Annotated in this window: 24 protein-coding genes; 12 read left to right on the plus strand and 12 right to left on the minus strand. The window is 42.9% G+C overall.

Features of this window, described 5'->3' with window-relative positions; all coding sequences use genetic code 11:
- Positions 1-29: 29 nt before the first annotated feature.
- From Vgang_RS12790 to Vgang_RS12815, 6 genes are all read right to left on the minus strand, one after another.
- Positions 30-278 (minus strand): DUF3297 family protein, encoded by a 249-nt coding sequence (locus tag Vgang_RS12790; RefSeq protein ID WP_105901242.1) that lies wholly within the window; start codon positions 276-278, stop codon positions 30-32.
- 286 nt (positions 279-564) lie between these two features.
- Positions 565-1,065 (minus strand): hypothetical protein, encoded by a 501-nt coding sequence (locus tag Vgang_RS12795; protein WP_105901243.1) that lies wholly within the window; start codon positions 1,063-1,065, stop codon positions 565-567.
- A gap of 40 nt (positions 1,066-1,105) precedes the next feature.
- On the minus strand, positions 1,106-3,067 hold the full coding sequence (locus Vgang_RS12800) for an alkyl/aryl-sulfatase (protein ID WP_105901244.1): 1,962 nt from the start codon (positions 3,065-3,067) through the stop codon (positions 1,106-1,108).
- A 328-nt stretch (positions 3,068-3,395) separates the two neighbouring features.
- Positions 3,396-3,911, minus strand: a complete 516-nt coding sequence (locus tag Vgang_RS12805; RefSeq protein WP_105901245.1) for an RDD family protein — start codon at positions 3,909-3,911, stop codon at positions 3,396-3,398.
- A gap of 15 nt (positions 3,912-3,926) precedes the next feature.
- Positions 3,927-4,637, minus strand: coding sequence for a DUF445 domain-containing protein (locus Vgang_RS12810; protein ID WP_105901246.1), 711 nt, complete (start codon positions 4,635-4,637; stop codon positions 3,927-3,929).
- A 93-nt stretch (positions 4,638-4,730) separates the two neighbouring features.
- On the minus strand, positions 4,731-5,087 hold the full coding sequence (locus Vgang_RS12815) for a YibL family ribosome-associated protein (RefSeq protein WP_105901247.1): 357 nt from the start codon (positions 5,085-5,087) through the stop codon (positions 4,731-4,733).
- 350 nt (positions 5,088-5,437) lie between these two features.
- On the opposite strand from Vgang_RS12815, the gene Vgang_RS12820 reads away from it, so the two are divergent.
- The 10 genes from Vgang_RS12820 to Vgang_RS12865 all read left to right on the plus strand — a co-directional run bounded on the left by Vgang_RS12820 (position 5,438) and on the right by Vgang_RS12865 (position 14,153).
- On the plus strand, positions 5,438-7,132 hold the full coding sequence (locus Vgang_RS12820) for a ribulokinase (RefSeq protein ID WP_105901248.1): 1,695 nt from the start codon (positions 5,438-5,440) through the stop codon (positions 7,130-7,132).
- Positions 7,133-7,134: 2 nt separating this feature from the next.
- Positions 7,135-7,851: an L-ribulose-5-phosphate 4-epimerase gene (locus Vgang_RS12825; RefSeq protein WP_264923618.1), complete on the plus strand. Its 717-nt coding sequence runs from the start codon at positions 7,135-7,137 to the stop codon at positions 7,849-7,851.
- Positions 7,852-7,965: 114 nt separating this feature from the next.
- The gene (gene araA, locus Vgang_RS12830) at positions 7,966-9,483 is read left to right on the plus strand and encodes an L-arabinose isomerase (RefSeq protein ID WP_105901249.1); all 1,518 of its coding nucleotides are present in this window, start codon (positions 7,966-7,968) and stop codon (positions 9,481-9,483) included.
- Between the two features lie 107 nt (positions 9,484-9,590).
- On the plus strand, positions 9,591-10,538 hold the full coding sequence (tal, locus tag Vgang_RS12835; RefSeq protein ID WP_105901250.1) for a transaldolase: 948 nt from the start codon (positions 9,591-9,593) through the stop codon (positions 10,536-10,538).
- A gap of 84 nt (positions 10,539-10,622) precedes the next feature.
- Entirely contained in the window at positions 10,623-11,447 is an 825-nt protein-coding gene (locus tag Vgang_RS12840) for a Cof-type HAD-IIB family hydrolase (RefSeq protein WP_105901251.1), read from the plus strand.
- Between the two features lie 22 nt (positions 11,448-11,469).
- Positions 11,470-12,306 carry an arabinose operon transcriptional regulator AraC gene (gene araC, locus Vgang_RS12845; RefSeq protein ID WP_105901252.1) on the plus strand — a complete coding sequence of 279 codons (837 nt, stop codon included), beginning with the start codon at positions 11,470-11,472 and terminating at the stop codon, positions 12,304-12,306.
- Positions 12,306-12,581 (plus strand): hypothetical protein, encoded by a 276-nt coding sequence (locus Vgang_RS12850; RefSeq protein WP_105901253.1) that lies wholly within the window; start codon positions 12,306-12,308, stop codon positions 12,579-12,581. Before araC ends, Vgang_RS12850 begins: the two co-directional genes overlap by 1 nt.
- Entirely contained in the window at positions 12,571-12,927 is a 357-nt protein-coding gene (locus Vgang_RS12855; RefSeq protein ID WP_105901254.1) for an MmcQ/YjbR family DNA-binding protein, read from the plus strand. The genes Vgang_RS12850 and Vgang_RS12855 overlap by 11 nt, the downstream gene beginning before the upstream one ends.
- Before the next feature lie 94 nt (positions 12,928-13,021).
- A complete protein-coding gene (locus Vgang_RS12860; RefSeq protein WP_105901255.1) occupies positions 13,022-13,681 on the plus strand; it encodes a LysE family translocator in 660 nt (219 codons plus the stop codon).
- A 25-nt stretch (positions 13,682-13,706) separates the two neighbouring features.
- Complete coding sequence (locus Vgang_RS12865; RefSeq protein ID WP_105901256.1) at positions 13,707-14,153, plus strand: GNAT family N-acetyltransferase; 447 nt, start codon at positions 13,707-13,709, stop codon at positions 14,151-14,153.
- A 2-nt stretch (positions 14,154-14,155) separates the two neighbouring features.
- Here the strand turns inward: Vgang_RS12865 and Vgang_RS12870 are convergent, their stop codons facing one another.
- Positions 14,156-15,151, minus strand: coding sequence for a metal-dependent hydrolase (locus Vgang_RS12870; protein ID WP_105901257.1), 996 nt, complete (start codon positions 15,149-15,151; stop codon positions 14,156-14,158).
- A 9-nt stretch (positions 15,152-15,160) separates the two neighbouring features.
- Positions 15,161-15,625: an HPP family protein gene (locus Vgang_RS12875; RefSeq protein ID WP_105901258.1), complete on the minus strand. Its 465-nt coding sequence runs from the start codon at positions 15,623-15,625 to the stop codon at positions 15,161-15,163.
- Between the two features lie 110 nt (positions 15,626-15,735).
- On the opposite strand from Vgang_RS12875, the gene Vgang_RS12880 reads away from it, so the two are divergent.
- The gene (locus Vgang_RS12880; protein ID WP_105901259.1) at positions 15,736-16,296 is read left to right on the plus strand and encodes a TetR/AcrR family transcriptional regulator; all 561 of its coding nucleotides are present in this window, start codon (positions 15,736-15,738) and stop codon (positions 16,294-16,296) included.
- Positions 16,297-16,429: 133 nt separating this feature from the next.
- Here Vgang_RS12880 and Vgang_RS17075 read toward each other — a convergent pair whose 3' ends face one another.
- From Vgang_RS17075 to Vgang_RS12905, 4 genes are all read right to left on the minus strand, one after another.
- Positions 16,430-16,825, minus strand: coding sequence for a maltose acetyltransferase domain-containing protein (locus Vgang_RS17075; RefSeq protein WP_281256441.1), 396 nt, complete (start codon positions 16,823-16,825; stop codon positions 16,430-16,432).
- Entirely contained in the window at positions 16,822-17,913 is a 1,092-nt protein-coding gene (gene galM / locus Vgang_RS12895; protein WP_105901260.1) for a galactose-1-epimerase, read from the minus strand. The genes Vgang_RS17075 and galM overlap by 4 nt, the downstream gene beginning before the upstream one ends.
- 57 nt (positions 17,914-17,970) lie before the next feature.
- Positions 17,971-18,921, minus strand: a complete 951-nt coding sequence (locus Vgang_RS12900) for a glycoside hydrolase family 43 protein (protein ID WP_105901261.1) — start codon at positions 18,919-18,921, stop codon at positions 17,971-17,973.
- Positions 18,922-19,014: 93 nt separating this feature from the next.
- The gene (locus Vgang_RS12905) at positions 19,015-20,421 is read right to left on the minus strand and encodes an MFS transporter (RefSeq protein ID WP_105901262.1); all 1,407 of its coding nucleotides are present in this window, start codon (positions 20,419-20,421) and stop codon (positions 19,015-19,017) included.
- A 240-nt stretch (positions 20,422-20,661) separates the two neighbouring features.
- Between Vgang_RS12905 and Vgang_RS12910 the strand changes: the two genes are divergently transcribed.
- Positions 20,662-21,072, plus strand: a complete 411-nt coding sequence (locus Vgang_RS12910) for a YgiW/YdeI family stress tolerance OB fold protein (protein WP_105901263.1) — start codon at positions 20,662-20,664, stop codon at positions 21,070-21,072.
- Positions 21,073-21,119: the final 47 nt, after the last annotated feature.

Genomic DNA, 21,119 nt, shown 5'->3' on the forward strand with positions numbered 1-21,119 from the left:
TCTTTCTTTTCTATGTCGCTCTAAAAAGCTTATTGATAGTACGCTTCAACTTCGCCTTTTAGTTTGATCAACATTGGGTTGCCATAGCGATCTTTGGCTTTTGGAGAGGCAATTTTTACCCAACCTTCGCTGATGCAGTATTCTTCGACATCAGTACGTTCTTTGCCGTTAAAACGGATTCCGATAGGATACTCAAAACACTCAGCAACATAGTGTGGGCTACGTGGGTTACCTGCTAGGTGATCCGGTAATTCTGGCTTTTGGTTAGTATCGCTCATAGTAGTTATTGCCTAAAATAATAGAGGTATAAAGGCGCTATTGTAGTCAACAGAGTCTATTGGCTCAAGGTAAATTCTCTTAGCAAATAAATTGGTATTTGAGTTGGTTGAGCTCGATAAATATGTCAGCGAGTGAGGTATGGTGAAGCGAGCTGATGGTTCGACGGTGGTATGCTGAGGTGATAAAAAATAGAGCCCTAGTTGCAATGATGTAAGTATGGTTGTAAGGGCTCAATTATACGAGTTTAGTTTTGCTAATTCATTTCTTTCAAACAATTAACGGACTTTAATTTTTAGATAGTAAGGTGGCATTATTTGTTTGAGTGACCATGCCCAGTTGCATCGCCTTATCCAGTTTTAAGTTGTGATTGGTGATGTTATACAATGCCGTTTCTGACACAAGCACGATGTTGGCATCATTTTCAGGTGGATTGGCGTGTACAGTGAGCTTTTTATTTTCGTCGTATTTTGACCAGAGTTGAGTATCTACTAAGTAGATATACGTATTTGCGGGTAAATTTGGATGGTTTTTCACCATTAAATTCAACCACCAACTGGCTCTTTGTAATCCTGGAGTACCCGTTAACCTCTTAGGCATTTTGATCTGGTTACTTTGTATGGCTTCTTGTGTCGCAATCGCAACATCAAGTGCGCCAGGAAAGCTTTCAGCAAAAGGATTGGTAAATAGCCCATCGTATGAGCAAGCCCAAGTGAATGGGCTTGCTGAGGTTAAAAGGGCAGTAAGTAACCAGGTCTTTGGACGGCAAGAAATGGTTTTTCCTTTCATACTGCTTCCTTTTATTGTCGTAGGTTGATGCCGTAGCGAGTTATGGCGTGACAATGTTGAACCAGAAATTGAAGGTATCTAACATACCTACAAAATCTTTAAACACTTGCTTGTCGCCTTCTAGTTTAATATCACCATTTGCAATCGCTTGCTCAAGGGTAATATTACCTAATTGAACATTATCTAAAGCTTCTTTAGTCAATGTTAGCGCTACGTCGGGTTTATCTGTTTGTTTGGTCGTATGGTTTAGCACTGAGTTTTCGACATACAGAGTGTATTTCTCATCTAGATCAGTGAAGTTCATGTTGATCGCAAACGCTTTACCAGCCGCTTTTTCTGGTAAAATTCGTACCGCAAGATAGTCAAATAACATTTCCGGTGGCATGTTTTTGATGATATCTGGTGATGCTGTATTTGTACCACCTGCAGAAGGGGTGCCATTACGTAACTCATAAGCACCTTGTAGATAAACAGAACGCCATGGGCCAGATTCGGCTTGGTAGCCTAGCTGCTCATAAGTGTCAGCCAATAACTCTTTAGCCTCCGTATTTTTCGGGTTTGCAAACACCACATGTTTAAGCACTTCCGCTACCCAGCGGTATTTACCAGCGTCAAAGTCAGCTTTGGCTTTTTTAATTACCGCTTGTTCACCACCCATGTATTCAACATATTCAACCGCAACGTCTGCCGGTGGTAAGTTGTTTAGATCGGATGGGTTACCGTCATACCAACCCATGTAACGTTGGTAAACTGCACGGCTATTGTGACGCAGTGTGCCGTAATAGCCACGTGTACTCCAGTTTTTCTCTAAAGAATCTGGAAGTGTTATCATTTCGGCGATTTCAGAACCTACATAGCCTTGGTTCATTAAGCGAACGCTTTGATCGTGCGTATATTTATAAATATCGCGTTGTTTTTTGAAATAATCATAAATATTTTCTTGTCCCCACATTGGCCAGTGGTGGCTTTGGAACTTCACATCCACTTTATCGCCCCACATATCAATGGTTTCTTGTAAGTAGCTAGCCCATTTCAAAGCATCACGTACTTGTGCACCACGTAGGGTTAAGATGTTATGCATTGTATTGGTTGAGTTTTCTGCCATCCACAATGCTTTTTTGTCTGGGAAGTAGGTATTGATTTCGGTTGGCGCTTCTGAACCTGGCGTGTATTGGAAAACCATTTTCACCCCATCAATGGTCATTTCATCGCCAGTTTTTTCAATGATATGGGTTGGCTTGATTAGGGTAGCTAAGCCGGTCGAAGTTGTTTGACCAAGGCCACCGTTAACACCACCACGTTCGTTTCTAGGAAGTAACGCACCATACATATACACGGCACGGCGACCCATCGCATTACCAGCAATTACGTTTTCCGATACTGCATGTTCGGTAAAATCGTGTGATGCTATGATTTGAACTTTTCCGTCTAAGACATCTTTTTCATCAACAATGCCACGAACACCACCAAAGTGGTCAATATGGCTATGGCTGTAGATAACAGCAACAACAGGTCTTTCACCCAGTTGCTTATTGACGAATTCAAGAGCGGCTTTTGCCGTTTCCTGAGAAATCAATGGGTCAAATACAATCCAACCTGTATCACCTTTAATAAAAGTAATATTGGAAAGGTCATAACCGCGTACTTGATAAATACCATCAGTAACTTCAAATAAGCCATTGATCATATTTAATTGAGCGTTACGCCAGAGACTTGGGTTAACACTGTCTGGTGCAGGCTTATCAAGGCCAATGTATTTTTTATAGGCTTCTAAATCCCATACCACATCGCCTTTTTCATTTTTTATAGTGACAGTATCCTGTTTCGCAATAAAGCCACGTTGCGCATTTTCAAAGTCTTGTTTGTCGCTAAAGGGTAATGCTTGCTTGAGTTTATTGTTTTCAGCAATGGTTGCTTTGGTGGCGGGTTTTGGATCGGTTGCACTTGCTCCAATTGGTGCGGCGGCAACGATTGCCAATAATGCCAATGTGATGGGTCTCATAAGTCACTCCGTGAGTTGAACACTGTGTTAAATCAGTATAGCCGGATTATGAGAAGAGAATGTTTTATTTTTATGAAAATCATGAGTTTAATACGGCGTTGCTCACAGGTTTGTTTGTAGCTAAATGTTTCTAATGTTTATTTGTGACCTCGTTGATATTGCTTGCTTTGATGTTTTGTCGAGTTGTATTGGAGCGAGGATAGATAAAGTGGTGGTGTTAAGTGGAATTATGCATTCGTATTCGTACACTTACGCCATTAGGTCTCTTTGAGTGAAAGAAGCCTGAAAAAGCACTATTCAGGCTTTATGAACTGGTATTGTGCATCTTTTATTGTGGTTTGAATGTCTCAGCTTTTGGCCGAATCACCACTGTTCCGGCGATTTTATCGTGTAGCCCTTGTTTACGGCTATCAAATCCTACCCATAGAAAACCGAGCATAAATACAAACATCGATACAAAGTAACCTAGGTAGCGAATGATAGATTGAACCGTGGTTAATCGTTGACCAGTCTTTGCATCAACCACTTGTGCCTTAATCAACATTTTGCCAGGAGTCGCGCCACGAAACTTCCAGAATAGAACCGTGACTATCAGTAACGGAATGTAGCTCCACCAAGTGTCAGACATCAAAGAACTGCCAGCCCATGTGGTTGAGTAAGATGAAAATGAATAATGTTCAGTTTGTGTGCTGTAACTTTGTTGATAAGACTCCAATCCAGGAATAGCAAGTAATCCAAGTACAATGGAATAGAGAATCGTATCTACAATACTTGCCCCAACACGGGACCAAAAGCCAACGTATTCATACTCTAATAATGTGTCACTTAATTCGAATTTTTTCATAGTAATACCGTTTTATTAGGCTGCGCTGATAATCGCAGAGATCACACCGATTAAACCACCAAACACACCACCCCAAACAACTAACCAGCCTAAATGTTTTTGGATCATTGTTTGAACCATCTCTTTGACCATCTTAGGTGTTAATTCGTTCAAGCGCTGATCAATGATATTTTCAATGTTGGCTTGAATGTCTTCCATCATCGCGGGTTGTTCAAGTTGTTCTTTTAAGGCTTGTTTTACTTGTTCGCTTTGGCTTATCTCAATGATAGAGGCCTGCATCTTCTCAACAAAAGGTTGCTTTAACGGTTGAACTGCTTCAACGCCACCAAACATGGCGAGCATACCGCCAAATGAAGAATTCATGATGACTTCCGTTAGTGAATCAAAGGTTGGGGCTAAATCGATTTTTTCTATTATTGGTTTTAAATTCAGTGCTGCACTGCTTGCCATTTCTTGATTTAAGAATTTATCAATATTCTGCTTGGTGAAAAACTGCTCCATCATCAATTTTTTTATCGCGGCTTTAAACTCCTCAAAACGTGCAGGAATAACACCTGAGCCATACAAACCAGGCACTTTTTCAAACAGCATGTGAATGGCGAGCCAGTTGGTGATAGCACCAGAGAAAGCAAATAACCCTGCATAGAGTGCAATATGGTTTTGAGACACGTAGCCAAGTGTTAGAAGTAATAAAGATATAAGGTTGGTGATTAAGCTTTTGTTCATAGTTTTATCGATATTTTCAATAAATGAGACACAAAAAAGGATGATAAACAGGGCGTTGTACCATCCTTTGAAATATACCTGGGTAATTTACGCTTAGAATTCTTTTGGCGCAAATCCTGTCATTTCTTCAAGCTGTAGCGCTTTGCCGATTTTGGTTAAAGGGTGAACAACGACTAACCCTTTCACTGATTTTTTCAGTTTGCCTTGATCTGCTTTCTCTTCTTTCGTTAATGCACGGCTAAATGGCATTGCGAGCAGTGCTTTACGCTCTTTGTTTAAGTCGTAATTATTTTTGTGATTGATCTGCGCGATCTTTTTCGTGATTTGGTTAATCTCAGTTTCAAACTGAAAAATCACCGGCTTATCTTCACGTTTTTGCGCTGCGGCAAGTTTATGGCGGCACTTATCGAGTCGATTGTTAAGTTGTTGAAGTTCATTTTGCTGGCTCATGTGTTCACCAAGTTGAGTAGATAAAAATTTAAGGGAGCAAAGTATAGCATGGAGAGAGATTAACACCTATAAAACTCGTTGATATACAGTTTAGTCAGCACAAATAAAATACCCACCCTTCATTTTTCTCCTCTTTGAGATGTCCCTTAGCTTCAAAACCTGACATCTAAATATGATCCAGTTATCACTAATTTTGGGGTAGCGGTTTTGTCTATATTTTTAGCGGCTATCTTAATGGCGAGATCGTGACCCATCCTATTAAATGAATAACAAGTTAGAGCGTGTTAGGACGAAAGTATCATCATAAACGACTCGCTCTTGTCGTATTCATAATAATTGGGTGACTCATCATGAGTGTTGAAAAATTTACTATCGGTTTGGACTTTGGTTCCGACTCAGTACGAGCGTTAATCGTTAATACCATAACGGGCGCAGAAGTCGCTTGTGGCGTGCAATATTATCCGCGTTGGATGGAAGGGCAGTATTGCCAACCTGCGGTATCTCAATTCCGTCATCACCCACAAGATTACATTGATGCCATGACGGCAGCGGTTAAAGAAGCGTTAGCGAAAGTGTCTGATAACGTACGCAATAGCGTAGTCGGTATCGGTGTTGATACGACTGGTTCGACGCCTGCGCCTGTAGATAAAGAGGGTAATGTTTTAGCGTTATTGCCTGAATTTGAACATAACCCAAATGCGATGTTCATTTTATGGAAAGACCACACGTCGATTCAAAAAGCGGAATTGATTAACCAACTGGCTCACGGTGGCAACTTCCCTGATTACACGCGTTATGTCGGTGGTATTTATTCTTCAGAATGGTTCTGGGCGAAAGCGGCTTGGGTGAGTGAGCAAGATGCTGAAGTGGCAAAATATGCACACACTTGGGTTGAGCTTTGTGATTGGATCCCTGCCCTGATTTCTGGAAACCAAGCACCGAATAAATTGCGCCGTGGTATCTGCGCCGCTGGCCATAAAGCGTTATGGCACGATGATTGGAACGGCCTTCCTGCACAAGATTTCTTATCAGCGATTTCTCCTACTTTAGATGGTATCCGTGAGCGCATGTTCACAGAAGTGTATACCTCCGATCAGCAAGCGGGCTTATTAAGCGCCGAATGGGCGGAACGTTTTGGTCTACCAGAAGGTATTGCGGTTGCGATTGGTGAGTTTGACTGCCACATGGGCGCAGTCGGTGCGGGTGCGGGTGAGCATGACCTAGTGAAAGTGATTGGTACTTCAACTTGCGATATCTTGATGGTGAAACCGGATCACATCGGTGACAAAACTATTGAAGGCATTTGTGGCCAAGTGAAAGGCAGTGCGCATCCAAACCTAGTGGCTTTAGAGGCTGGTCAGTCGGCCTTCGGTGATATCTATGCTTGGTATAAACGCCTGCTGATGTGGCCAATTCAACAATGGGTTAAGACTCATCCTGAAGACCAACATTTGCTCGATAACATCGACGATATCTTAATTCCTATGCTGGCAGATTCCGCGAGCGAACAACCTCAAGCTGATCATTCGCCATTGAGCATGGATTGGCACAACGGCCGCAGAACACCGATTGCTAACCAACGTTTAAAAGGCGTGATCAGTGGTTTGAACTTAGGCAGTACCGCACCGGATGTGTTCTACAGCTTAGTGGAATCAACCGCTCACGGCGCAAAAGCCATTATGGATTGCATGACGACGCAAGGTGTAGATGTGAACCGCGTTCTGGCGATTGGTGGTATTGCGCAAAAATCTTCATTAGTGATGCAAACCTGCGCGGATGTTATGGGCCGTGATATTGCGGTGGTGGAATCGGACCAATGTTGTGCCCTTGGCGCTGCGATTTTCGCTGCGGTGGCGGCTGATGCTCACCCTAGTGTCACAGAAGCACAAGCGGCCATGGCGAGCCCAATTCGTCATATTTATACCCCTGTTAAACGCAGCGTGGACTTCTATCAAGGCCGTCATCAAGCGTACCGTGATTTAGGCCAGCACATTGAAACCTATACCGAAGATCAAACTTACACTGAAGATCAAAAAGGAGCGTAGCCGTGGCAGAGCTTTTATTACCTGAACTTAGAGAGCAAGTGTGGCGTGCCAATATGGATCTACAAGTTCATAAATTGGTGACGTTTACTTGGGGAAATGTATCAGGTATCGACCGTGATTCGGGGCTGGTGGCAATTAAGCCAAGCGGTGTCGCTTATGAAGATTTAAGCCCTGAAAATATGGTGTTAGTGGATCTCGATGGCAATGTGGTGCAAGGCGATCTCAAACCTTCGTCTGATACCGCAACTCACTTGGCTTTATACCGAGCGTTTAAAGACATCGGTGGCATCGTACATACCCATTCTTCTTACGCTACATCGTGGGCACAAGCGGGAGCGGCAATTCCTGCATTTGGTACCACGCATGCCGATTACTTCTACGGCCACATTCCATGTGCTCGCGCGTTAACGGAAGACGAAATCAAGCATGAATACGAGCTCAATACTGGCAAGGTGATTATTGAGACCATTCTTGCCAATAAAAGTGGTGACAATGACCCAATGGCGATCCCAGGTATTTTAGTTCGTGAACATGCGCCGTTTACTTGGGGAACTGACCCACACAACGCAGTACATAACGCAGTGGTGGTGGAAGAGGTCGCTAAAATGGCTTACCGCACCATCACTATTAATCCAAGCACGCTGCCGATCCCGCAGACGTTATTGGATAAGCACTACCTACGTAAGCACGGAAAAGATGCTTACTACGGACAAAAGTAAAAGCGCTGTTGATAGAAGAAAAGTAATCAGTAAAGACCAAATTTAATCGCGCTTCATTGTCAGCACAACTTAAGACTGAGAATAAAGCGAAACAGAACAAACATAGAGGCAATTATGAAAGATCTAACAAACTCTCCATTAACAAAAAAAGCAGTATGGTTTATCACAGGTTCACAGCACCTATACGGCCCAAAAGTACTGGAACAAGTGGCAGCAAACAGTGCAGAAATTGTATCGGGCTTTAACCAAGGCAACGATATTTGCGTGCCAGTGGTTTGCAAAGACACAGTGAAATCACCTGAAGAAATCTTGAAAGTATGCCAAGAGGCTAACAATGACGAAAACTGTCTTGGTGTGGTTTTATGGATGCATACTTTCTCGCCTGCAAAAATGTGGATTGCGGGTCTAAAACAATTGAATAAACCATTCGTGCACCTTCACACTCAATTTAGCGAAGCGCTACCTTGGGAAAGCATCGACATGGCTTACATGAACTTGAACCAAAGTGCGCACGGTGACCGTGAGTTTGGTTTCATCGGTACGCGTTTAGGTCTTAATCGCCGCGTGATCGTCGGTTACTGGCAACAAGAATCGGTTCGCAAGCAGCTTGACCACTGGTGCCGTGCGGCGATTGGTTGGCACGAAAGTAACACACTACGTGTCGCTCGCTTCGGTGACAACATGCGTCAAGTAGCGGTAACAGAAGGCAACAAAGTGAGCTCTCAAATTGAATTCGGTTTTGAAGTTCATGCTTATGGCCTAGGCGAATTGACTGAAGTGGTGAATGCGGTTGAAGACAGTGCGATTAATGCGTTACTTGAAGAGTACCGTTCAACTTACAGCATCGCCGCTGAAATCTTCGAAACGCCTGAGCCACTCGAAATCTTGAAAAACGAAGCGCGTCTTGAGCTAGGTATGGAGAAATTCCTGCAAGAGCGTGGCTGCATGGCGTTTGTGAATACCTTTGAAAACTTAACCGGCCTAACTAACTTGCCAGGTCTTGCAACGCAACGTTTGATGGAAAAAGGCTACGGCTACGGCGGTGAAGGTGACTGGAAAACATCGGCTATGGTGCGCATTGTGAAAGCCATGGGTGAAGGTTTGCCTGGCGGTACGTCTTTCATGGAAGACTACACCTACAACCTAACCGGTGATGGCCAAGTGCTTGGCGCGCACATGTTAGAAGTGTGTCCAACTATTGCGGCAGAAAAACCATCGATTCAAATTCACCGCCATACTATCGGTAAAACTGATGATGTTGCTCGCGCTATCTTTAGCGCCAAAGCAGGTCCTGCATTGGTTGTGACTTTAATCGACCTAGGTAACCGTTACCGCATGTTGGTCAATGAGATCGACACCGTAACACCACCGTCGGATCTTCCACATCTTCCAGTGGCACACGCACTTTGGGAACCACAACCTAACCTAGAAGTGTCTGCAGCCGCTTGGATCCACGCAGGTGGCGCGCACCACAGTGTGTACACGCAAAACGTCACGCTAGATATGCTAGAAGACTTTGCGGAGTTCGCGGGTATTGAACTAGTGGTGATTGATAAAAACACCAACGTTCGCGACTTCAAAACTACGCTGAAACACAACAGCCTATTCTACCGCTTAAATAACGGTATCTAATCTGCTAAAGCGCTTGCTCATTGGGTGAGCGCTTTTTTCTTAAGTTTATATTCCTAGAGTCATTGAATTCATCTTCAAGGCGATAGGGTGTCGTTAGGAAAGTCGAGATGAATCAATTACAACAACTGCGTGAATTCACCACCGTCGTCGCCGATACCGGTGATATTCAAGCAATCACACAATACCAACCGCAAGATGCGACCACCAATCCCTCTTTAATTTTAAAAGCGGCGCAATTAGCCGACTATCAACCATTGATCGAGCAAGCCATTGAATATGCGAAAAGTCAGAGTCAAGATACGCAAACGCAGATCGAAGATACGTGCGATATGTTGGCAGTCAGTATTGGTAAAGAGATATTAAAGGTGATTCCGGGCCGTATTTCGACTGAAGTGGATGCGCGTTTATCGTATGACACCCAAGGTAGCATCGAAAAAGCGCGTAAGTTGATCAAGTTGTACAACGATGCGGGTATTACTAACGATCGCATCTTGATTAAATTGGCATCAACTTGGCAAGGCATTCGCGCAGCAGAACAATTAGAGAAAGAAGGCATTCAATGTAACCTGACCTTGTTGTTCTCTTTTGCACAAGCGAGAACATGTGCTGAAGCGGGTGTTTACCTAATCTCGCCATTTGTGGGCCGTATTATGGATTGGTATAAAGCCAAAGAAGGTAAAGATTTCGCATCGCAAGAAGATCCGGGTGTGTTGTCCGTTCAGAAAATTTACGACTACTACAAAACGCACGCTTATCCAACTGTCGTGATGGGCGCAAGTTTCCGTAATATCGGTGAAATTCTTGAATTAGCCGGCTGTGATCGCCTCACGATTAGCCCTAATTTGCTACAAGAATTAGAGCAAGCTGAAGGTGAAATTAGCGCAAAATTACAACCGGCTCAAACCACAAAACCGGCACCACAACCACTGACCGAAGCCGAGTTTTTGTGGCAGCATAACCAAGACGCGATGGCGGTAGAAAAGCTAGCAGAAGGCATCCGCAATTTTGCGATTGACCAAGGCAAGCTTGAAGACATGATTGCTGGTAAACTCTAATTATTCGCGATTCAATATTGTCTAAGCCAGTACATGAACGTGCTGGCTTTTGTTTATCCAAACAATCATGCTAAAGGAAGCCTAATGACGTACCAATTCCTCGCCCTTGATTTGGATGGCACTACCTTGCAAGACGATCACACGCTTAATCCTTGGGTCAAAGAGTCTGTACAAAAAATCAAACATATTTACCCTGTGATGATCGTGACCGGACGCCACCACACTGCAGCCAAACCTTATTATGATGAGTTGGGTCTAACCACGCCTATCATTTGTTGTAACGGTGTTTATCGTTTTGATTATGCGAACAATGAAGTCGAAACGGGATTGCCGATTCCGCACTATCTTGCAGAGCAGTTTCTTGATTTAGCCGAGCAGTTTGACCTGCAACTGGTAATGTACACCAATCAAGGCATGGCGTTTTCTCAGCACAAGCCTATTGAATATATGCTGCCTCTAAAAGCTTGGGCACAATCCTATCCGCAACCGGAACAGCCAAACATTTATCAAATTGACAGTTTTAAGCAAGAATTGGCTCAAAGCTCAATAATTTGGAAGTTTGTTGCGCAAGGTACTACCGAAAACTTCCAACAATTTATGCAGCAGCCTTTGATCACTGAATACTTCGAAGGCTCACTTTCTGGGGAAAATAAAATTGATCTCGCCATGAAAGGTCACAGTAAAGGCCAAGCATTGCAACATTACCTTCAAACATTGAATATTGATATAAAGCAAGCAGTTACCGCGGGCGATAATTATAATGATATCTCGATGTTAAATGCGGCAGGGATCGGGATTGCAATGTTGCATGCTCATAGTGATGTTCAAAAACATGCTAAAATCATTTGCACCACCGATAATCAAGGTGCTGGATTACAACAATTATTAGAACAATATTTTCCGATTTAATGGAAGTAATACGGACCTCAATATGCAAAACGATCCACTTAAACCCGGTTATGATTTCAATGCCCATTTGGTGGCAGGTTTAACCCCGATCGAACGAGATAACGATCTCGATTTTGTCATTGACCGCCCAAACGGCATGAAAGGCTTCATTATTAATTTAACCGTGAAAGGCGAGGGGACCGTCTTTCAAGGTGAACAAGCCTTTAATGTTAAAGAAGGCGATTTGCTGCTTTTTCCAACTGGCGTACCACACTATTACCACCGAGAGAAAGATGTGGAAGAATGGCACCACCGTTGGATTTATTTTCGCCCACGCGCCTACTGGAATAACCGCCTAAAATGGCAAGAATGCACCAATGGTGTGTTTATGACCAAAGGGGTGCAAATTGATGATCAATCAAAACTCAATCAACTATTTTTACAGATTGAAGAATTGAGTAAATTAGAAGAGCCTTACACCGATGAGCTGAGCCTGAACCTGCTTGAGCAAATTCTGATCCGTTGCAAAATGAATCAGCCTAACCTGATTAAAAAGCGTGTCGATCCGCGCATTACAGAAGTGGTCAATTACATGGCTAAGCACTTAAATGAAGATTTCAGTAATGAGCAATTAGCGGATTTAATTTGCTTGTCACCTTCTCGTTTAGGGCATTTGTTCCGTGATGAAATCGGCATGACTATTACCCAATGGCGCGATGATCAACGCATCAGCCGAGCGAAACAATTACTGGTCACTTCCAACTACTCAATTAACCAGATCTCACGTTTTATCGGTTATTCTGACCCATTGTATTTCTCCCGCGTATTTAAAAACAAAGCCGGTTTAAGCCCGAAACTATACCGCGAGAAAGTCATGTAATGCGCAAAACAGGCAAACGGTTGAAGCGCTTTAAACATCTTTATTTAGCCTGCTTTTATTTCAGCACGGCATGGATAGTGTGGCGCTTTAATCAAACCAGTTTATTTGGCTTATCTGATGATATTTATGATCAACTGGCTGGCATGCACTCAGCGATACAAAGCTCTAATATCGTCCTGAACGTTTTGATCATTGTGTTATTTGGACTGGGTGCTTGGCATACTTTTCAAATGATTAGGAAAGGGGCAAAGGGAGCAACATCTGATGACGCATGAAGAATTTAATCAATTTTGCCGCTCACTTCCCAATAGCACCTATGTGATGCAGTGGAATCACTCACACGTATGGAAAATTGGCGGAAAAGTTTTTGCGATAGGCTCAACCAATAAACAAGGTGAGCCCGCCTTTACATTTAAAACCTCAGCTATCAATTTCGATTTTTTACGTGAAGAAGCCGGCTATATTCCCGCCCCTTACTTTGCCAGTCGTGGCATGAAATGGATCCAACAACTCGACACTTCAGGCCACCTAGATGAGGACTTGAAATACTATCTTTCCGAGTCTTATCGGTTGGTGTTTGAAGGATTAACAAAAGCCAAGCAGGCGGAGTTACAAGGTTAGGCTCCTTTACTTTTACTTGCAAAGCGCATTAAGACTTCCAATTTCTTCTCAATCGGCCATACTAATGTTCGTTTTTCAACATATGGAGGTGAAGATGGACGTGGGTTTATTTGGGATATTTGTTACCGTTGCTGTGGCGCATTTTTTAGCTTTGCTCAGTCCTGGACCCGATTTCGTATTGGTAGTAAAAAGTGCGATTCGTAATAAAGGAAAAAACGCTATTGGTATCGCGGCTGGTATTGCTTCTGCCAATGCGGTTTATATTGCACTTTGCCTTATCGGAGTCGGTTCTATTCTTGCCGCCTCAGTTTCAATAATGATCACCTTAAAAATCATAGGTGGATTATTTCTCATTTATCTTGCCATCCAAGCGTTAAAAGCACGTAAAGACTCTTACCAAGCGTTAACCATAGAGACCGCTTCATCTAGCGCTTCTGCCAATAAGAGCAGTTTTGTCGTGGAGTTTGCTACTGGATTTATGTCAGGGATTTTGAATCCTAAAAACCTATTGTTTTATCTCAGTTTATTTACTGTCGTGCTTAATAATGATGTCAGTTTTGGGTTTAAATTTAGCTTAGGTGTTTGGATGACTTTGGTGGTTTTCTTATGGGATGCCGCGATTATCTTTTTACTTTCAACTGAAAAAGTACGCCATCGATTCACCAAAATGGCTTATTACATAGATAAAGTCACTGGCGCAATTTTAGGGTTAATCGGTGTCACCATTGTTAAATCTGCCATTACATCGCGTTGAGTTTGACTTAAATAAGGAGCCTTATTTGAATATTCAACAAGCCACAATTAATGAGCTCGATCAGGTCGCGCATTTATTTGATCTGTATCGTCAATTTTATGGCCAACAATCGGATTTGGTTTCATCAAAAGCGTTTATTAAAGCCCGCATAGAAAATTCTGAATCGGTGATTTTTTTAGCTCTTAATGAGAAAGATGAAGCATTAGGCTTTATTCAACTCTATCCCGCGTTCTCATCTGTCGCGATGAAGCCGATGTGGTATTTAAATGATCTCTTTGTGTCTGAATCTGCAAGAAAACAGGGCGTAGCAAGATCTTTGCTAAAGAAGGCCAAGCAACATGCACAGGAAACCAATGCGCTAACCATTAAACTTGCTACGGCTGTTGATAATCATGCTGCCCAGGCATTATATGAATCAGAAGGCTATACAAAAGTGACTGCGTTTGATCACTTTACTCAGAGAGTTGAGTGAAATTATTCCCCTAATAAAATAGTCCAAGGAAGAATGTCTCTTTTTTCACCGCTAGCGTTCATTTGGTATTGAATATGTTTATCTGGGTGGGTTGGATCTACGGCGATTTCCCATAATGGTTTAATGCCATTTACTTGCAATGAGTAACGCAAATCCGCTATCGAGTTGGAAGTGTAAGGACTTGAAACTACCCACTGATCACTAAACCAGCTAAAACGTTGAATATCGCTAAATTGAATACTATTTTGAGCCAATGTTGGATACGTATTCGAGACATGTAACACTTCAATAGAATCACCAGGATAAATTTTGGTTTTACCTAAAAGTGACACTCGTATTGCATCAACATAATAGTGGTCTCCAGATTGATATAGTGTGCGCCACACAATCAAATTACCAATGGTCGGCATCGCTTTAATTCGAGTGATTTCTTGCCCGCGAAATTGAGCAAGTTGCTTGGTAGCCTCAAGTGCTCGATGATGTTGTAGAGCCCCAAAACTCATGTAAGCCGCAAAAAATATCGAACCAGTGATGATCCATTTTTTAGACAACGTTATGCATGTCATGATGATGGCGACGAGCAATGGGAGTGTGACCAGCGGATCAATAATTCCCACCATGTCCCACGCGATTCTTTGATTGGAAAAAGGCCATAAAAGCTGGGTGCCGTAAGTGGTGAAAGCATCGAGTAAACCATGAGTGGCATAGCCGACAACCGCAAACAACAAGGTTTGTTTAAATGGAATGTTGCGGTACATAATCGCCCACAGTAGAAAGGCGACAATTAAGCCGCCAAAAGGAATAAAGATTAACGCGTGAGTGAATTGGCGATGAAATTCCAATGCCAACAAGGGATCGGTACTCGACTTGATTAATACATCGAGATCGGGGGCTAAACCTGCAACACAGCCTACTTTGGCCGCATGTCGCCGGTTAGCCTTGTTGGAGACTAATAGCGCAGCCGTTGCCCCTAATACCCCTTGTGAAATCGGATCCATTCGCTGTCCTTAGCTAGAAAGTTTGGTATGAAATATTCCTTTTTGAAATAGTAGCATCGCCTTTCCAAGTAAAACAATCGCAACCGCTCCAATTAATACGGGAGTCACTAAGAAGTGCCAGCTTTGGCCGGACAGCATGATCAATAAAGGGTTTGCTCCTGCTGGTGGGTGAGTGGTTTTCGTTATGAGCATCGCAGTCACACCTAGGCCGGTTGCAACCCCTAAATCAATCGGTGTTACACCAATATATTGCGTGAAAATAATGCCAATAGCGGCGGTGATCAGGTGTCCCATAATGACATTTTTAGGCTGGGCGAGCGGGCTATCTGGCACTCCAAACACTAATACTGCGGTAGCACCAAAGGGAGCCATAATGAGTGCGATGTTTTGGATAGAATCGTTTAACAAAGCGAGTAACCCGATGGCGAAACTGGCACCGAACCCTGCAATGACTGGAGTAATGAATCTTTTCATAAACCTTCCTTGTTTTGTTGGTAGACAGACTTGTCTACTTGTTAAGGTAGACAAGTTGGTCTACTTCTTGTCAAGAAAGATCATTGAGGAAATATCTTGAAGGCATCGGCATGAATGAAAAACGACAACGATTAGTGAATACCGCGTTACATTTGTTTTATGAACATGGCATTAATTCGATTGGAATTAATGAGGTTTTGAAGGTATCTGGTGTGGCGAAAAAGACCCTTTACAATCACTTTCAAAGCAAAGAAGAATTGATTTTGGCAGCGCTTGAACAACGACATCATGTCTTTTTAGCATGGCTCGAAAAGAAGCTAGAAGGGGCAAGCAGTAATCAAGAGTTAGTTGAAAAATTATTTACGGCATTAAAAAGTTGGTTTGATGATGGTGAGCCTATGTTAGGCCATTTTCGTGGCTGTTTTTTTATTAACAGTGCGGCAGAGTTTAGCCAACCTGATAGTCAAATAACCCAATATTGCTGTAAGCATAAGCGTGATGTTGCAAGTTTGATTGAAAAATATATGCCGCAAGCAAACCCGATATTATTAGACACGATTTGCATCATGAAAGAGGGAGCGATCACGACCGCTTATGTGACGGGTAATCATGATGTGGCATTTCAATGTATTCGTTTGATTAATAATAATATTATCGATGAAGCCTCATGATTTTTTACGTGTTTAAGGGGTTGTATTACTGACACATTTCACTGTATAAAAAATATCAAATTTGTTTTGGGTAGAAAAAAGGCTGAGTCATTGCGATCAGCCATAGGGGAGTTTGAGTGGGTGGATGGTTCGTTTAGCCGTTGATTTTATTGACTCGACAAGGATTCCCAAAGGCAATTGCATTCTCTGGAATATCTTTGGTCACCACGCTGCCTGCTCCAATCACTGCGCCGTCGCCAATGGTGACTTTTGCACAATCAAGCACAGTAAAATTGAAGTTGATGAATACGTGGCTGCCAATGTAGGTGTTGATGCCGTAATCAATATTCATCGATTTTTCGATATGCACATCTTCACCGACTCGGGCAAAAATCTGCTCGATTAACTCTCGCTGACTTCTACGTTCACGGCGAGGAAGTTGGTTGTAGATGGCAGTACGATCGCGGGTGGTGTCGCGAATCTCAATCAGTTCTTCGTCATTAATGTCATATCGTTCGCCTGTGCGCATTTTTTCTAAAGCTGTGCTCATTTTGAATACTCAAATTGGTAGATAGTTTGATACTGATAAAACGTTTTTTGTTTGATGAATGGCTTATTACTTTGTGGCCATTCTGGGTGATTTGGGCAATCGGGTAGGAACTGAGTTTCTAGCGCAATGCCTTGATAGTCTTGATACGTACCCTGTCTTGATGGCGTGCCAGCTAAGAAGTTACCGCTGTAGAATTGAATCGCAGGTTTATCGGTGAAAACAGACATCATCACCTGCTTATCGCCGCTGGTTAAATGGGCGATAGGGCTGCTGGCATCAGTGAGTTCAGGTTGTAAGGTGAAGGCGTGATCAAAACCTTTTGCCAGTTTTTGGTCGGCATCTTTGAGTAAATCGCGTCCAACGGTTTTACTGTTTCGAAAATCAAAGTGGGTATTGTCGACAGGGCGAAGCTCACCGGTTGGAATCAGTTGCTCATCAGTAGGTAGGTATTCATCGGCAAACAGTTGCAGTTCGTGATTTAAAATCGTTTGTCCTGATTCTGCGCCATCTAAATTAAAGTAGGCATGATTGGTTAAATTGATCGGGCAATCTTGATCGCACATGGCGGAATATTCAATACAAAGTTGGTTGTTTTCCGTCAAGGTGTAGGCCACTTCTACCACTAAGTTGCCGGGAAAACCCTGGTCGCCATCGGGTGAATGTAAATTGTAGGTAATATGGCTTTCACTGCACTCTTTTACTTGCCAACGTCGTTTATCAAATCCATTAATACCGCCATGAAGGCTGTTATCGTTGTCGTTAATTGTGATGTGGTAATCTTGTCCATTGAGTGAAAATTGCCCTTTGGCGATACGGTTGGCAAAACGACCGATTGTGGCACCAAGAAATGCGCTGTGAGTTTGGTATTCTTTTAGTGATGTCATACCTAGCAAGACTTCTCGCATTCCTTGTGCTGTCGGCAATTGGCAACTTATCCAAGTGGCACCAACATCCATAAAGGTGGCCGTCATGCCATGATGATTTTTGAGAATATTAATATTGGCGGGTAGCCCATCAGAAAAACAATTGGATTCGAGTGAATGCTTTAAAGACTCAGGTGAGAAAGTCGTATTTGAAGAGGTGAGCATAACGGCTCCTTTATATGAAAAAAGGCATCTGAGCACTCAGATACCTTGTTGAGAAAATTACACTGCTTCACCAAAGACTGGGAAACCATTGTCCCAAGTTAAGCGTTTGATGCGGGTGTGGCGGTTTGGATCCCATAGCGGATCGCCTTCAATTTCAGTGTAATCACGGGCGTGGTAAACCAACAAATCATGGCCTTCTTCATCGACAGTAAAGCTATTGTGTCCTGGGCCGTAGATCTTTTTCTCCCAGTTGGTTTTAAACACGGGTTCTTTCGCTTTGGTCCAACTGTTTGGATCGAGTAAATTGCTGTCTTCATCGGCATACAATAAACCCATGCAATAGTTTTCATCGGTCGCGCTCGCCGAATACGTCAACCAGAATTTACCGTGACGATGAATCACAGAAGGGCCTTCATTGACCCAAAAACCAATTTGTTCCCAATCAAACTCTGGAATGGTTAAGCGTTGTGGTGTGGTTTTGAGAATAGTTGGCGTTTCCAATTCCGCAATGTACAGGTTGGAGTTGCCTTGAATGTCATTTTCTTTTTGGGCCCACACGTAGTAGTTCACGCCATTGTGACTGAACGAAGTGGCGTCTAAACAAAAAGTTTCCATACCGGTTTCGATTTGACCTTCAAACATCCATTCATCGGTAATTGGGTTGGCATTTTTATTCGAGATGGCGTACATGCGGTGTTGAAACAGCCCATCAACGATTTCTCGAGAAGGGGCGGCGGCAAAGTAGACGTACCAAGCATTATCAATGAAATGTAATTCGGGTGCCCAAATTAAATCGCTGTATGGGCCCGTATCAGGCTTGTACCAAGCGTTGATCAATTCACTGGTGGTGTTGAGCTCAGCAATGCTTTTTGCTCGGCGAATTTCAATGCGATCATATTCAGGTACTGAAGCCGTAAAGTAGTAATAGCCGTCGGTGTGCTTGTAAATATGTGGATCAGCACGTTGCTCAATAATCGGGTTTGGGAGGTGATGACTAGGTTGTGTCATGGCGTTTCCTTTCTATTTAATCTTTCTCAATGTTCGAATTTAAAGCCAAAGAGATAGCGATAAAACGGGGGGATTTTATCGCTATCTCAATCATTATTTACCCAAGGCAGTTTGTGGGTTGCGTACCGGTTTTTGCGCTTTTACGTCACTTAAGTTTTCTTCGCGATCGAGGATCTTCGTGGCTGTCATGGAGTGATAGTATTTGTCTGTCACTTTGTATTTGAACATGAATAGACCCATCAAGAAGTGGAAGAACCCAGGGATGATGGTTAGCATCAGCGCGATGCCGGTAAGGGTGAAATCCGATTGGTCTTGATTTGGTACATAGTTGAAGTAGGTAAGTAGCCAGCCCACGATAGCGCCTGCAATACCCATACCGAATTTTTGGCTGAACGAAATGCCGCCAAATGCTAGGCCAGAGACACGTTTACCGGTTTTGTATGCACCGTAATCAACCGCTTCTGCAATGGCTGACCAAAATACCGGTGCATGTAAATCCACAACGAAAGACACTAGGAAGTACAAAATAAACGCTAGAGCAAAATCACCACGTCCTACGCAGAAGTACAATAGCGCACTAATCACAAATACGGCGACTTGGCTATAACGGAACAGTTTGATTTTGCAGTATTTTTTAGTAATCCAAGTGGACGCTACCATCGCAAGAATAGCCGCGGCTACACCAGTTGCTAAGAAAGCCGAAATTGTACTGGCATCTCCGCCTAGATAGTATTTTGCATAATATGCGGCTACTGAACCACGGATCACATAACCAACCGTACCGGTGACACACACTGCGCATAAGATGAGCCATTGATCATTTTTAGCTAGGATTTTCACTTGTTCTTTGAGCGTCTTTTTATCAACGACGTGTTCAATACGTTCTTTGGTAGTGGCAAAGCAGAATAGGAACAATAAAGTGCCCATCAAGCCCATTAAACCCATGGAATATTGGTAACCCAATTGGATATTGTCTTGGCCCCAAGCTGCTGACAACTGAGGAACAATAATCGTTACTAAAAACGCTGCAATTTTGGCGAAGAATAAACGGTAACCATTAGCTGATAAGCGCTCTTTTGGGTCATCCGTTAATACACTAATAAGCGAGATATAAGGAATAGTGACCGCGGTAAACATCACGGTTACTAAGATGTAAGTTGCGTAGGCATAAACTAATTTGGTGTTGTAGTCTCCATCAGGAGTACTGAACGCAAGGTATACAGAGAGCCCAAATGGAATCGCCAAGAAGAGTAGGTATTGGCGGTAGCGTCCCCAGCGAGAGGTGAATTTATCGGTGATCATGCCCATTAGGGGGTCAGTCACCGCATCAATTAAACGCACCACGATAAACAGCATGGCAAGATCTTCTGGCTTAATACCAAAAATGTCGGTGTAGAAAAAAGTAATGATCAACATCATTGACGATATCACAACGTTAACCGCCATATCACCGGCACCGAAGCCGATCTTTTCTAACACTGGTAATTTATATTTATACATTATAGTCCCGTCCAGTTATTTCACGATGGAATGGATACTACGGATAAATGCAAGAATGTGATGTTAGTAAATTCATAGAAAAACACAGATAGCTATTTTGTACATGCTTTTAGCAAATGCATTTATATGAGGTTTGTGTGAATGGGAGCTGTAGTTTGGCCATTTCTTCACGCTATCTTCACGCTTAACTTGTCATAATCCAAACTAGAGATTAAAAGAATTTAGATCATGAGGTGATTTATGAAAGCGTTGTTAATTGCAGCTTTAGTGAGTTTAGCTGCCACACCTGCATTAGCCAGCAATCATCTGGTCAATGCCGATGGAACCCCTGTCGTTCAGCAAAATGTGAGCCAAGGAAAAGGCGGCTTTGTTGGGCCATCTAAATCAAAGCGTATTTTACGAGATGTCATCAGCGCAATGAATGCCAGCGATGACACCAAAGTCGAGCTGATGGGCAATTTAACTATGTCGCTTGGTGACGAAGATTATGTGTTCCAAGATGCCACCGGTGAAATTACGGTCGAGATTGATGATGATCTTTGGTATGGCCGCACAGTAACGCCAAATGACACCATTGTGATCCGTGGTGAAGTGGAAAAAGATTGGAATAAAGTCTCGATTGATACCGATTCACTGGAAGTGGTGAAATAATTGTTTTTTGATTTCAAGTAATGTGTACGGCCTTGAGCTTATTTATA

It is taken from the genome of Vibrio gangliei, assembly GCF_026001925.1.
Lineage (GTDB): Bacteria > Pseudomonadota > Gammaproteobacteria > Enterobacterales > Vibrionaceae > Vibrio > Vibrio gangliei.